Here is a 13,455-nt window from a genome sequence, read left to right on the forward strand (position 1 = left end):
AGAGGGGTAGCCCCCTCTACAAGTGTGTACGAGCCAAATTATGCTTTTTTTTGTCTACGCTTGCTCACCGCAACCGCAATCGCCCAGAGAATCGTGACGGCTGCAATCGAGCAAATCCACGTGAAGTAGGTCACTTGAATCTGATCATGGAACTTCGCGATGGAGACCTCCGCTTTTTCCGCTAAGTTGTCATCCCAGAACTGTCCGCGGCGCACTTCGAAGACGATTTGCACCGCGATGAACACCAGCAAGAGCAAGGAATACACATAGACGGAAGCTCGAGCGAGGCCGGTTTTCTTTTTCATTTCGTTCATGAGAACCCCTCCCTCTTCTAGCCTATTCAGGGGTTCTCAGGTCTTGCCTACAAATAAAAGTCGCGGTACTGCTCCCGCAGCGCTCGTTTCAAAAACTTGCCGACGGACGTTTTCGGAATCTCGTCGAGGAGCACGACGTCGTCGGGAATCCACCATTTGGCGAATTGGCCTCGGAGATGGTCGAGGAGGTCTTGTTTGGCGACACTGTCCTTCTGCTTCAACACGACGAACGCAAGCGGGCGTTCGTCCCATTTGGCATGCGGGATGCCGGTGACGCAGGCTTCAAATACGGCGGGGTGTGCCATCAGGGCGTTCTCCAAATCGACGGAGGAAATCCATTCGCCGCCGCTTTTCACGAGGTCTTTCGTGCGGTCCACCAGTTTGACGACGCCCTCTTCGTCGATGACGGCGACGTCTCCGGTGTGCAACCAGCCGTCGCGAAACGAATCGGCGGTGCGGTCGTCTTCAAAATATTCACTGGCAATCCACGGACCGCGCAGCAGAATTTCGCCCATCTCTTGTCCGTCCCACGGGACGTCGCCGTTTTGCCCGACGATGCGCATCTCCAAACCCGGTACGAGCATGCCTTGTTTGGCACGGATGTCGAGACGCTCCTCCTCGGGGAGGTCTTGCTGGTAGCTCTTCAGGCGCGAAACCAGCGCAATCGGGGCGGTTTCAGTCATTCCGTAGGCATGGAGGAACGGGATGCCCTTGGATTCGTAGGCGGCGATCAGTCCGCGCGGAGCTGCCGAACCGCCGCAGAGGGTGGCGCGCAGAGACGAGAGATCGTACGATTTCTCCTCCAACGCTTTCAGCACGCCGAGCCAGACGGTGGGCACGCCTGCGGCCAGCGTCACTTTTTCCCCCTCCATCAGTTCCAGCAAGATGTGCGGGGTCGGTGCCGGGCCGGGCAAGACTTGCTTGGAACCGAACCAAACACCTGCAAACGGCATGCCCCACGCGTTGACGTGGAACATCGGGACGACCGGCAAGAGCGAATCGCTTTCGGAAATGGCCGTGGTGTCTGCCAAGCCGAGGTTCATGCTGTGCAGGAAAATTCCACGGTGCGAATAGGTGACGCCCTTGGGGTTGCCTGTGGTGGCCGATGTGTAGCACATGCCGGCGACCGCGTTTTCGTCGAGGTCTTGCGGGTAGGCGTAGGTTTCGTCTGCGTCTTGGAGCAGTTTTTCGTAGGAATACGCCGGGGACAAGGTCGTCGGCGGGAGTTCGGGCTTGTCAGTCATGATGATGTAGGCTTCGACGGTGGTGAGCTGATCCGCCACTTTTTCCAAGACGGGGATCAAGGTTTCGTCGACGAGCATCACGCGGTCTTGGGCGTGGTTGACGATGTAGGCGATATGTTCAGGCGAGAGACGGATGTTGACGGTGTGCAAGACCGCGCCCATGCAGGGAATCCCGAAGTAGGCTTCCAAGTGGCGATGGTCGTTCCATGCAAATGTCGCGACTCGGTCTCCCCGCTCGATGCCCAGCGTTTCGAGAGCGCTGGACAATCTGCGCGTGCGGCGGGTGTAGTCGGCGTAGGTGTATCGGAACAGGCCCGAGAGTGTGCGGGAGACGATTTCTTTTTTCGGGAACAGTTTTTCGGCGCGTTCAAAAAGAGTGCGGAGTGTTAACGGGAAATCCATCATGGACGAGGCTTCCTCCTCTGGTGGCTACAGGCCTAAGTTTTTCGCGATGATCACTTTCATGATTTCGTTGCTGCCGGCGTAGATCGCCGAGACGGGAATGTCACGGAAGCGGCGTGCGATCGGGTATTCCTCCATGTAGCCGTAGCCGCCGTGCAGTTGCATGCATTGCGCGGAGACGCGTTTGGCCATTTCGGTGGTCCACCATTTGGACATGGAGACTTTGGTGACGATGTCTTCGCCGTGGATGTGGTCGGCGATCAGTTGGTCGAGGAAAGCGCGGCCGACTTCGATTTCGGTGGCGAGTTCCGCAATTGTAAACTGAGTGTTCTGAAATTTACTGACAGATTTGCCGAATGCTTCGCGGCTTTTTACGTAGTCGATCGTCATCTTGAGCATTTCTTCCGCCGAGACTTGGGCGGCGATGGCGACGACGAGGCGCTCCTGTTGGAGTTTTTCCATCATGTACTTGAAGCCGTGACCTTCTTCGCCGAGCAAGTTGATCGCGGGGACACGGCAGTCTTCGAAGATCAGTTCAGCAGTGTCTTGCGCGTGCAGGCCGATTTTGTTCAGCTTGCGACCTCGGGAGAATCCGGGAGTGTCGCGCTCGACGAGCAGAAGCGAGATGCCCTTGTGAGCCGGTTGGGCTTTGGGGTCGGTTTTGCAGGCGACGAGGATGAGGTCGGATTGGATGCCGTTGGTGATGAATGTTTTCTGCCCGTTCAGGATGTAGTGGTCCCCGTCGCGAACGGCGGTGGTGCGGATGTTCGAGAGGTCGGAGCCTGCGCCTGGTTCGGTCATGGCGATGGCGGTGATGATTTCGCCGGTGCAGCAACCGGGGAGCCAGCGTTGTTTTTGTTCCTCAGTTCCGAATGCTGTGATGTACGGGACGACGATGTCGCTGTGGAGCATGATCCCGACGGTGGAGGAGCCGATTCGTTCGAGTTCTTCATTTAAAACCACTGAGTAGCCCCAGTCTCCCCCCGCGCCTCCGTAGGCTTCGTCGATGTCCGGGCAGAGGTAGCCTTGGCTGCCGAGTTTTTCCCAGAAGGAACGCGGGATCAGGCGGTCTTCCTCCCATTGGTCGTAATGCGGAGCGGCTTCGCGCTCAAGAAATTTGCGGACTGCTTTGCGAAACATATGATGCTCGTCCTGTAAATATAAGTGTGGCATACGTATAGCCTCCATTCGAACTAACGGTCGTTTGAGGATAGTATAACAGGAAAAAGGGGTTGGTGGGTGGGTGTCGAATCCTTTCACCAACAAGAATTGCATCGACCAAGGAGGGCTTCCCCTGTGGAACGGCACACCCAAGGCAAATCAGAGCGCCGAGCAAGTTCCCCCACCGCTTCAACCACGCAAGCCAAAGCGATGCAGAAGCCCTCGGCTCCCGCGACAGGGCGAGGAGGGCTGTCCCCTCAACATCTTATGCAGATGCAGAAGACCGTAGGCAACCGTTCCGTTGCCCGCTATCTCGCCGCCGCGCAGAGAAAGCAACAGGTCGTCCAAGGGAAGTTTGAGTTCGGTGGAAAGTCCTACGACAAAGGAACGCTTGAGGACGATGACGTCGCCGACCCCGAGGGTTCGGAGGGCAAGATCACCAAGTACCAGTCGGATTCGAACCTGCCGACTTTTTACGGCGTGCTCAAATCGATTTTTCAGGACAATCTCAATCCGAACGCGTTTCCCACGAGCAAAGACTTGGGCGAGAACATCGACCGGCCTCATTCGGTATCCGCCACGTTGAACAAGCAAAGCCAGCCGGACGCCCGCCAAGGCAATCCGGTGGTCACCGCGATCGGCCGCTTGGGGAACGAAGAGTTGCTTTTGCGAGACGGGTTTGACAAAGCACGTGCAACGGCGTATGACGGCGGGCATCTCGTCGGCTATCAAGTTCTGGGCGGCTCCAATGCGGACAGAGCGTGGAACGTGGCTCCGCAAGATCGCGAGAACAACCAAGGGGCGTACAACTACACGATTGAACAGATGTTGCGCAAAGCCAAAAAAGGAACGGTCATCTCCTACACCGTCGAACTGGGCTACAAGAGTCTGAACTTCTCCGTCGACCAGAACCAATTGCTGGAACACAAAGTCATCTTCAAACTCGACGACACCAAGCCGTGGGAAATTCAACTCCCCTCCCGCATCCCGTACAAATGGGAAGCGTCTGCGCAGATTACGAACCAAGGCGGTTCCTTCGGAGCACCTGCCGTTGACAACAGCAACGGAGATGACGACATGAGCCGGACGTACAAGCAGTTGACGAACAACTTGGACAACGACAAACTCGTTCATGACGATTCGCAATACACCGCGCGCTACATGCTCAAGTTCGGAGACAAAGACGCGCAAGACATGAAGCACGACGACGCCATCTCCGACATTTCAAAGGTACGTTCGGTCAACTACCGCATGATGCAAGTCCAACCGGAAGAGCGCGACCTCAAGGGCAAGCCGATTGACTGGAAAGGTCCGGAGAAGACCAACTACGGCGAAGTCAAACTGAATGAAACCACGCTCCAAGAAATTTTGGATCTCGAAAAAGAACTCAATCAGTTGTTGCAAGACGTGAAGGGCGACGAAGAGCAGTTCCAAAATGACGATGCGTACATGAAAGAGTTGAATGAACTCCCCGATGACAGTGTATCTACGGAACAAGCATACGGAATGGGCGTGAATTTCCTCGAGATCATGCCTGAAGCCAACGAGTTGCAGTTCTTAACCACCGAGGCGTTGCGCTTCCAACTGATGCAGTCTGATGATAACGCGATGCGGGATGAGATTGAACTCGAACTGAAAAAAGCCCAAGACCCACTCGATGACAAAACTCCGCAAAAACAACTCCTCTTGCGCAAAGTGATCACGAAAACGCACATCCGCCGACTCCAAATGGTGAAAGCGAACCGAGCGCAGCGCAAGGATTTGCACGGGAAAGTGAAACTCAAACGAAAAGCCTTCCAAGGCCTGATTCACAACGTCATCGCACTCAATACGTTGAAAGGCAAGAAATATACGATCAGTTCGGCAGAGAAACGGAAAATCTCCGGCCTGTTCGACTTGCCCCGCGGGGAGCGTTCTCCCTCGAAGATCCTCAAGAAATACCGGGTGAAATTCAAGTAATGACGCAAAAAAAGACTCGGACGCTCAGGGCGTTCCGAGTCTCTTTTTTTCATCTCGTCGTTACTCTTCCACTCGCAGATAGCCGACCATCGGGCCGTGTTGGTCGAGAGTGGGATGCGTGAGGCAGACGATCGGGAAAGTCCCGACTTTGTCTGGCGTGAACTTGACGGTTGTGACTTTGCCTTTTTGCACATCGCCTTTGACGCCGAGCCCTTGGATTTCGAAGGGGTGGGCTTTGCCTTTGACTCCGTAGAAATGCAGGGTGACCGGCTTGCCCTTCTGCACGACGAGGAATCCGGGGTCCCAGCGGTAGACTTCCATCTCCGGCACTCCGTCCTTCGCCGGGGATTTGATCTCGTTCGTGACGATCCAATACTCTTGCTGGGCCACAGGCTTTTTATCCGCGATATGGGCGGTGTTTGTGTAGGTGTGGGTCTCCGCTCGTACATAGTCCGGCGCGGTCAGTGCGGCGGCAAAAAGGGCGACGGTGGTGCCGAGGAGCCATTTGCGGCAACGGGTGTAGTTCATCGCGACAAGACCTCCTTTTTCAGGTAGTCTTCCCAGCGATGGACGTTCCATCCGTTACGGCACTTTCACTTGGGTTGTTGCTACTACAGTCGTCCCGCTTTCATCGTAGATGTGGATCGTCAGCATCTTGCCAGACAGCCCCGAGAGCTTCAACCGGGTGAGCGGTATCCGCAAGACTTGCAGGTGTCCGGGGACATGCGAGATTTTCACTTGCAGGTCTCCCTCGCTGAGCGTCATCGACTGCAAGCTGCCGTTCAGCAGGTAATACCCGACCTCCCGCGCCGGATCGATTTGCTTGTCGGACGGGAGATTCGCCGTGCTCAACCATTTCTGCGCGCTCGTGGCATCGAGGAACGTTAGCTCCTGAGTCGGTAAGTTCGGCACGTTCGAAGCTTCGTACACCACTTCTTCAATTGGGGGTTGGGCTTGTTTCGCAGTCGAAGGCGACGGCGACGGGTCGTGTTGCACAACCACAGGCTTGGCAACGAGGAACCCAACCACCACTGCCGTACAGACTCCAACGACGACCATTCCTTGACGAAGCCAGCGGACTCGATGATGAAATGCAGCCCGACGCTCATACTCCCGCAAGACGCGCTCTTTGAAAGCGGCGGGGTCCGCAGGGGTGTCCGGCGATTTTTTTCCAAGGGATTTCAATTCGTTCGGCAGGTGGTTCCAGCGCGGATCGCTCATCGGGTGCTCACTCCTTCCTCGGCCGCTTGTGCCCATTCGTCAAAAAGCGGGTCTTCGCCCAGCAGTTGTTGCAATTTTTTCATCGCGCGGTGCAGGGTCGTGCGCGTCTTTGCAGACGTCCAGCCGAGAATCTGCGCAGTCTCTTCTGTGGAGAGCTCCTGCATCATCCGAAGCACAACGACGTCGCGCATGTCTTGTTTCAAGTCGCGGACTGCTTGGCGCAGAGCGGCTTCCTTGGCGTGCCGTTCCGCCGTTTCGTAGGCGGTCTGTTCAACGCTTGCGATCTCTTCGGCGTGAGATAGCGAGAACCAATTTTTCAACCGCTTCTTGCGATACCAATCCACGACCGTCCTCCGGGCAATCGTCAGAATCCACGTCTTCGGCGTGGACAATCCCTGAAAACGCTCCGCTCCCAGCAACACGCGCACAAACACTTCCTGCGCGATGTCTTCGGCGTCCTGCCGACCTCGCACCTGATAGCCGATATACGCAAACACATCTCGGTGGTAGAGCCGGTACCACTCGTCGAGATCGTGTTCCACCATCGAGCCCACCCTCTTTCTCTCTCTCGCGAATTCCTTTGTCTATGTAGTCGGTAGAAAAGTCCGGAACGTTACAAACGTCCGCGTTTTTCGATGGCGAGGAGGATCGGCGGGGAGTTTTTTTGATTCCAGAAGCGGTACATGAGCACATGCGCTTCTTTTTTATGAAGGTGGTGCGCCCAATCGAGGACCGCTTCGGACTCGACTTTGCCCTCGTCATGTCCCGCGTAGAGCATCACGGAGAGGATGCCGCCGGGGACGAGCAGGTCGAGCGCGGCTTGCAAGGCGGGTACGGTGCTCGCTTCGGTCGTGACCACCGAGAGATCACCGCCGGGCAAGTACCCAAGGTTGAACGTCACCGCTTTCACACCTGCCGGAACGAACTCGCGCATCTCGGCATGACTCTCCAGGAAAAAAGCGGCTCGCTCCGCCACGCCTGCTTCCTCCAAACGAGCCCGTGCCGACGCCAACGCCTCTGCTTGAATATCAAACCCGTACACGCGCCCGCTCTCTCCCACGAGTTGCGCCAAAAACAGCGTGTCATGCCCGTTCCCCACCGTCGCGTCGACGGCGACGTCTCCCTCATTCAAAACCTCCGTGAGCAACGTTCGTACATACGCCAACATCGGCTTGATCACCATGTCGGACAAAACCTCCCTTGCTGTTGTAAAATTTTCTCAAGAATGGACTGAACCTTTTCCGGGTCCAGAGCGAAGATACGTATGAAAGCACGATGGGAGGGCCCCCCAATGATCCAGTTCACTGATCAGGAATGGCAAGACTGGCTAGAAAAATTGATCGCCGGCGATCGCAACGCCTTCGAAATTGTCTATACAAACACCTGCGAGGATATCTACCGCATCGTGTCGTTTCTCGTCACCGACAGACAGGACGTGGCCGACATCGTCAACGAGGTGTACATCCGAATGTGGAAGTCGCTGCACCGCTATGATGCCACTCGCGAGTTTCGCTTTTGGTTGCACGGACTCGCCGTTCACACCGTCCAAGATTGGAAACGCAAAGTCTGGCGCCGACTGCGTTTGATCGACCGCAAGAAGTCGCTCGAAGTCGAAGAACATGTTCACACGGAAGACCAAGTCCTGCAAGACGAGACGCGCCAAGAGTTGGTGGAGCGAGTCGCCCAACTGTCGCACAAACTGCGCGTCGTCGTGATCTTGCGCTACTTCCAGCACTACAGTTTGGAGCAGATCGCGGAACTGCTGACCATCCCGCTTGGCACGGTGAAATCCAGACATCATCTGGCGTTGAAGCAACTGCGCATCTCGTTTGAAGAACCCTCGGTACCGCGAAAGGTGGAAAGCCCCCATGTCTACTGAAAACCAGCTTCAGCACGACCTCGCCAAGCAAGCGTCCCGGATGACGCCCCCTGCCGATCTGAAAGACCGTGTCCGCAACTCCTACGAACTTCATCTGAAGGAACAAAAAAAGGAGAGATCCCCTATGAAAAAGAAACTTCTCACCGCCGTTGCCGCCGTTTGCCTGCTGGTTCCGAGCGTCGGGTTCGCCGCCGACAGCGGGATGCTCGGGGACGACATCTACGGGTCGTTCCAACAAGCGAAGAAATCATTCAAGAGCTTCACCAAGGAAACCTACGCCGGATTCGCGCTCAAGCTCTCGGGAGCGAAACGCGAACTGGGTGAGGAAGAATACGCGAAGTTCGTCGCGATTCGCAAGCAGTACATCGGGTTTCTGTCTGAGCACGGCGACAAGTACGGTCACATTGACGTCGACAAGCTTTCGGCGGAAGATCGTGCGACGCTGAAGCAACTGATGGCTTCGATGACGCCGGACGATGATAAACTCAACCACAACAAATCTACCCGAGACGTGCTGACGGCCGAGGAATACGATCAGTACTTGGAAGCGCAGTTGACGTACCAGACGGTGATGGCGCGGACGGGTGTGGAGTACGACCGGGAGATCGACGTGGAGAAACTGCCGGACGATCTTAAAGACCGCTATGTGTCCGCGAATGATCTCATCGAGAGCGTCAATGAAAAAATCCACCTGCCCAATGAGTATGAGCAGAAGGAGATCGACACGATCGGGGAAGCGGACTATCAGAAGTACCGTGACATTCAGAACCAACTCAACCACCTTCGTAGACAGTACCAGCCGAACAACATGTTGCTCAACTACAACCAACTGCCGGCGGAAGCGCGTGCCCAAGCGAAGGAACTGCTCAAGCAAGAACAGCCGTACTTGGAGCGCATCCGCCATCAGAAACTCCAAAGCCAAGATGTGCTGACCCCGCAAGAGCAGGACGCTTACTTGGAAGCCCTGATCACGTTCGACTCCATCCAAGCCAACCACTACGTCCTCAAAAACAAAGCCTACCGCTTCGACGAATCCGCCGTCACCGGCGATGAGAAAAAACAATATGATCAAGCCTTGGCGGTCATCAACCAAGTCTCCGAACGCCTCAAATAAGAGCACCCACTAAAAAAATACCCCTGCGGGACTCCCCACTCCTGCAGGGCCCCCTGCCTGCATACCCTGCCTTCGCAATCCCACCATCCCTGCACGCAAAAAGAGAACCCTTGCCAAGAGGGTTCTCTTTTTTTCCGTATGCCCTGTGCGGTTACGCTTGTGGGTCGTAGAACTTGCCTTGCCAAGAGTCTCGCTTTTTCATCTCGGCATCGATGCCGTTGAGCACCGACCACTTGTCCAAACTCCACAGCGGGCCGATCAGCGTATCCGGCGGACCGTCGCCGGTCAGACGGTGGATGACCATGTCCGGCGGCAGAATTTCCAGCATGTCGCACACCAAGTTGATGTAGCGATCTTGGTCGATGAACTCCACCATGCCTTCTTCCCACTGCTTCACCATCGGCGTATACTTCAACAGATGCAACAGGTGAATCTTGATCCCCTGCACGTCCATTTTCGCCACGGCCCTCGCCGTCTCCATCATCATCTCGTCCGTCTCGCCCGGCAACCCGAGGATGATATGCGAACAAACGCGGATGTCCTGCTTGCGTAAACGATCCACCGCATCGAGGTACGTCTGAAAATCGTGCGCCCGATTGATCGTCTCCGCCGTCGATTCATGCATCGTCTGCAACCCGAGCTCCAACCACAGATACGTCCGCTTATTCAAATCTCCGAGATACTCCACCACATCATCCGGCAAACAATCCGGGCGCGTCGCAATGGAGAGCCCGACGACATCCTTTTGCTCCAAGATCGTTTCATAATACTCACGCAGCGTCTCCACCGGTGCGTACGTGTTCGTGTACGCTTGGAAGTACCCGAGGTATTTCGCCTTGGGCCATTTCTTGTGCATCCGCTCCGTCACCTCGTGAAACTGCGTCACGAGATCGTCCGTGCGGTCTCCCGCAAAGTCCCCCGACCCGCGAGCCGAGCAAAACGTACAACCGCCCGTCGCAACCGCTCCGTCCCGATTCGGGCACGTAAACCCGGCGTCGAGCGGCACTTTGAAGATCTTCTCCCCAAAGATGCCGCGCAGATGATGATTCCACGTATGATAGCGCTTGTCCCCCCACAACAGCGGGGTGCGCGAAGATTCGATGTGAGTCATGTCGTGACTCCTTTCCAGTAACTTCATCGTTATATTGTAGCCTATTTTCAAGAAAAAATCTGCATTCTCCCTGAGTCCCCGGTACCATCCACCCATACGGGACATATGATACAGCACAACCAGCGGGTCATGAAGCACACTAGGGTCAGGTTCCAGTCATGTTGAAAAAACACCCTCCGTTACCAGTCGAACGGAGGGTGTTTTCTGTCTTTCTCTTAATACAGCGTCACTCGGTGCATCAACCGGTTGCCCGCTTCCCAGCCGGACGAGAACGAGAGCTCCGACAACTGCCCGACGCCCTGTACCCAGTCCCCCGCAAACACGGCGTTCGCGCAAGAATGGAACTGCACCGGCATCAGCTTCTGGTCATCTTCGACTTTGATCTCCTGCGCCGCCGCGCGCTCTGTATAGCGCTTGGCGACCAGTTCGTCACGCCAGCCCGGCAAGTGCTTGTCAAACAGTGCTTCGATGTCGCCCTTGCGTTTTTGCGCGTGCTCACGGTCCCCGACTTCCTCCGACTTCAGGTAGGCAATCGCCTGAATCAACTGCCCGCCCTCCGGAACACACTCCGGATCGTAATGCGAGATGTCGGTGAGGAAGACTTTGTGTTCCTTGTCATAGATGTACGTGTACGGCGTCTCGACTCGATTTTTCAACCCGATGTCATAGACGAGCACCGTGTTCGGGCGTTGCAACAAGTACGGCGCGATGGCATCGGCCAGCGGCGTGTCTTGGAAGATCTTGCCCAACTCCTTCGGCGGGCAGGCGAACACGAACTCATCGCCTTCCATCAAGCCCTCCGACGTCTCAACCGCAACCACCCGATTTCCTTCAAAAATCACGCGGTCGATTTTCGCCTTCGTGATGATCTCCGAACCGTTCTCGCGGATGACGCGTTCCAACTCCGCGACGAGGCTCTCCCAGCCGCCCGCGATGTACGCCACGGCCTTCGAGGTTTTGAACATGCGTTGGTAATACTTGAAAAACACCGTCGACGGAATCCGCTCCGGCTCTTGGGTGAAGAAATTCGAAGACGCCAGCAACAGCATCAATTGTTGGATCTCGGGCGTTTTCTTCGTGCGCTTCATCCATTCGCCGATCGTCACACCCTCTTCCCCGCGTTCCAAAAGGCAGACCGTTTTCATCACTTCAATCGCAAACGCAGCCTTTGCCGTCGTCGCGGAGAGGATCTTGGTTTTGTACAAGCCTTCCAGCGTCGCCGGCATTTCGGTCAGTTCTTCGCCGAGATCGTAGCGGGCTTTTTTCGGATCGAAGTCGCGCCAGTTGACGGTGATGCCCAGTTCCCGTTCCAGTTTGCGAATGTAGGAGGAGTCGCGCGTGTAGATCGCGTGCGCTCCGAAGTTGAAGTTGAAACCTTTGAGCGGAATCGTCACCGCACGACCGCCGGTCTTCGGTGCTTTTTCCAGCAATTTGACTTGCAATCCGTTCTTCGCCAGACGCGCCGCGACACTCAGGCCGGCCAGACCCCCGCCAATCACTACGGCTCGCTTTTTCATGGGTGAATACCCCCGTTTTCCGTGTTTTCATATTTGTCACACATCATGCGACCTATATCATTAATGGACTTAGTACATTATAGACTCAGTACATTTATGATAAGGGTACATCAGGTGGTGTGTCCAGCAGATTTTTTTAGTAAAATATAGTGAGAACGAATGAACCTGGGGGTTGCAACATGCCGACACGACGAGAGCGCAAAAAACAAGAGACGCGCACGAAAATTTTCACCGCCGCGATGAAATTGTTCCAAGAGCGCGGCTATGACGCCACCACCATCGACATGATCGCCGAACACGCCGATGTCGCACGAGGGACGGTGTTCCTCCACTTCCCGACCAAGGAAGCCATCCTCGCCCACTGGGGTCAAGAGCCGCTCGAAGAAGTCATCGAACGCCGCAACGAGTGGGACCTCGACGAATGGACCTGCGAACAGAAGATCATGCAAATTTTCGAGATCGCCATGACGACCAACCGGGAAAACCTGCCGCTCGTGCGGATTTTCGTCAAGTCTTCCCTTGGCACGCCGTCTGCCGTCATCCAAGGCGGGGACATCCTGTCGCTTCGCAATCTGTTCGCCGACATCCTCGAAGCCGGTCAGGAAAAAGGCATCTTGCAAGACACCATCGACCCGATCATCGCCGGCAACATGATCGAGAACATCTACCTCCACGCCGTCAACGACTGGGTGCTGGCAGAAGGCCAGTGGCCGATCGAAGAGATCTTCCAGACGAAGATCCACTACTTATTTAATGGCTTGAACGCTTGAAATCTATGTATGAAGGACCCGTCCCACGAGTATCCTAGTGCAGGGGACTTGGAAAAAAATCTTGGCATCCCTTCCTAACTAAGTTATGATATATCTATGTATAAAAACTCTTCACCTACATAGGAGGAATACGAAATGGCACATCAACTTCCGGCACTTCCGTACGCATTTGACGCTCTTGAGCCGCACATCGACGCTCAAACCATGGAGATCCACCACGATCGCCACCATGCAACCTACGTAACCAACCTCAACGCAGCTCTCGAAGCACACCCGGAGCTCGCTGAGAAATCCATCGAAGCTCTCATCGCAAACATGGACGCGATTCCGGAAGGCATCCGCGGCGCAGTTCGCAACAACGGCGGCGGCCATGCGAACCACTCCCTGTTCTGGGAAGTCATGACCCCGGGCGGCAAAGCTCTCTCCGGCGAACTGGCTGACGCGATCAACGCGACCTTCGGTTCCTTCGACAACTTCAAAGCCGAGTTCACCAAAGCAGGCGCAACCCGCTTCGGTTCCGGCTGGGCGTGGCTCGTCGTTGACGGCGGCAAACTCGCTGTCACCTCCACCCCGAACCAAGATTCCCCGCTGATGGAAGGCAAGACCCCGATCCTCGGCATGGACGTTTGGGAGCACGCGTACTACCTCAAGTACCAAAACAAGCGCCCGGACTACATGAACGCATTCTTCAACGTCATCAACTGGGATGAAGTTGCGAAGCGTTACGCAGCTGCGAAGTAATTTCGCCTGTTTGGAAAAAAGA

Annotated in this window: 14 protein-coding genes; 5 read left to right on the top strand and 9 right to left on the bottom strand. The window is 55.7% G+C overall.

Annotated features, from left to right (window positions below):
• Positions 1-38: 38 nt before the first annotated feature.
• Genes JJB07_RS08825 through JJB07_RS08835 form a run of 3 tightly spaced genes read right to left on the bottom strand, consistent with a single transcriptional unit; the run spans position 39 to position 3,133 of the window.
• On the bottom strand, positions 39-314 hold the full coding sequence (locus JJB07_RS08825) for a hypothetical protein (protein WP_201633793.1): 276 nt from the start codon (positions 312-314) through the stop codon (positions 39-41).
• 47 nt (positions 315-361) lie between these two features.
• Positions 362-1,963, bottom strand: coding sequence for a long-chain fatty acid--CoA ligase (locus JJB07_RS08830; RefSeq protein WP_201633796.1), 1,602 nt, complete (start codon positions 1,961-1,963; stop codon positions 362-364).
• A gap of 24 nt (positions 1,964-1,987) precedes the next feature.
• On the bottom strand, positions 1,988-3,133 hold the full coding sequence (locus JJB07_RS08835; RefSeq protein ID WP_201633798.1) for an acyl-CoA dehydrogenase family protein: 1,146 nt from the start codon (positions 3,131-3,133) through the stop codon (positions 1,988-1,990).
• 123 nt (positions 3,134-3,256) lie between these two features.
• Between JJB07_RS08835 and JJB07_RS08840 the strand changes: the two genes are divergently transcribed.
• Positions 3,257-5,080 carry a DNA/RNA non-specific endonuclease gene (locus tag JJB07_RS08840; RefSeq protein ID WP_201633800.1) on the top strand — a complete coding sequence of 608 codons (1,824 nt, stop codon included), beginning with the start codon at positions 3,257-3,259 and terminating at the stop codon, positions 5,078-5,080.
• Between the two features lie 60 nt (positions 5,081-5,140).
• Here JJB07_RS08840 and JJB07_RS08845 read toward each other — a convergent pair whose 3' ends face one another.
• The 4 genes from JJB07_RS08845 to mnmM all read right to left on the bottom strand — a co-directional run bounded on the left by JJB07_RS08845 (position 5,141) and on the right by mnmM (position 7,484).
• A complete protein-coding gene (locus JJB07_RS08845; protein ID WP_201633802.1) occupies positions 5,141-5,608 on the bottom strand; it encodes a cupredoxin domain-containing protein in 468 nt (155 codons plus the stop codon).
• Positions 5,609-5,662: 54 nt separating this feature from the next.
• Complete coding sequence (locus tag JJB07_RS08850) at positions 5,663-6,301, bottom strand: hypothetical protein (RefSeq protein ID WP_201633805.1); 639 nt, start codon at positions 6,299-6,301, stop codon at positions 5,663-5,665.
• Positions 6,298-6,846 carry an RNA polymerase sigma factor gene (locus tag JJB07_RS08855; protein WP_201633807.1) on the bottom strand — a complete coding sequence of 183 codons (549 nt, stop codon included), beginning with the start codon at positions 6,844-6,846 and terminating at the stop codon, positions 6,298-6,300. The genes JJB07_RS08850 and JJB07_RS08855 overlap by 4 nt, the downstream gene beginning before the upstream one ends.
• Positions 6,847-6,914: 68 nt before the next feature.
• Positions 6,915-7,484, bottom strand: coding sequence for a tRNA 5-(aminomethyl)-2-thiouridylate-methyltransferase MnmM (gene mnmM / locus JJB07_RS08860; RefSeq protein ID WP_201633809.1), 570 nt, complete (start codon positions 7,482-7,484; stop codon positions 6,915-6,917).
• Positions 7,485-7,592: 108 nt separating this feature from the next.
• Between mnmM and JJB07_RS08865 the strand changes: the two genes are divergently transcribed.
• Both JJB07_RS08865 and JJB07_RS08870 read left to right on the top strand, forming a co-directional pair.
• Entirely contained in the window at positions 7,593-8,180 is a 588-nt protein-coding gene (locus tag JJB07_RS08865; RefSeq protein WP_201633811.1) for a sigma-70 family RNA polymerase sigma factor, read from the top strand.
• Positions 8,170-9,294, top strand: coding sequence for a DUF3600 domain-containing protein (locus JJB07_RS08870; protein WP_201633813.1), 1,125 nt, complete (start codon positions 8,170-8,172; stop codon positions 9,292-9,294). The genes JJB07_RS08865 and JJB07_RS08870 overlap by 11 nt, the downstream gene beginning before the upstream one ends.
• 151 nt (positions 9,295-9,445) lie before the next feature.
• On the opposite strand, the gene mnmL is transcribed toward JJB07_RS08870, so the two are convergent.
• Entirely contained in the window at positions 9,446-10,405 is a 960-nt protein-coding gene (gene mnmL / locus JJB07_RS08875) for a tRNA modification radical SAM protein MnmL/YtqA (protein ID WP_201633815.1), read from the bottom strand.
• A 215-nt stretch (positions 10,406-10,620) separates the two neighbouring features.
• The gene (locus tag JJB07_RS08880; RefSeq protein ID WP_201633817.1) at positions 10,621-11,922 is read right to left on the bottom strand and encodes a phytoene desaturase family protein; all 1,302 of its coding nucleotides are present in this window, start codon (positions 11,920-11,922) and stop codon (positions 10,621-10,623) included.
• A gap of 179 nt (positions 11,923-12,101) precedes the next feature.
• On the opposite strand from JJB07_RS08880, the gene JJB07_RS08885 reads away from it, so the two are divergent.
• Both JJB07_RS08885 and JJB07_RS08890 read left to right on the top strand, forming a co-directional pair.
• Entirely contained in the window at positions 12,102-12,692 is a 591-nt protein-coding gene (locus tag JJB07_RS08885) for a TetR/AcrR family transcriptional regulator (protein ID WP_201633819.1), read from the top strand.
• Between the two features lie 135 nt (positions 12,693-12,827).
• Positions 12,828-13,433 carry a superoxide dismutase gene (locus JJB07_RS08890; protein ID WP_201633822.1) on the top strand — a complete coding sequence of 202 codons (606 nt, stop codon included), beginning with the start codon at positions 12,828-12,830 and terminating at the stop codon, positions 13,431-13,433.
• The last annotated feature ends 22 nt before the right edge of the window (positions 13,434-13,455 follow it).

The organism is Tumebacillus amylolyticus (assembly GCF_016722965.1).
Taxonomy (GTDB): Bacteria; Bacillota; Bacilli; order Tumebacillales; family Tumebacillaceae; genus Tumebacillus; species Tumebacillus amylolyticus.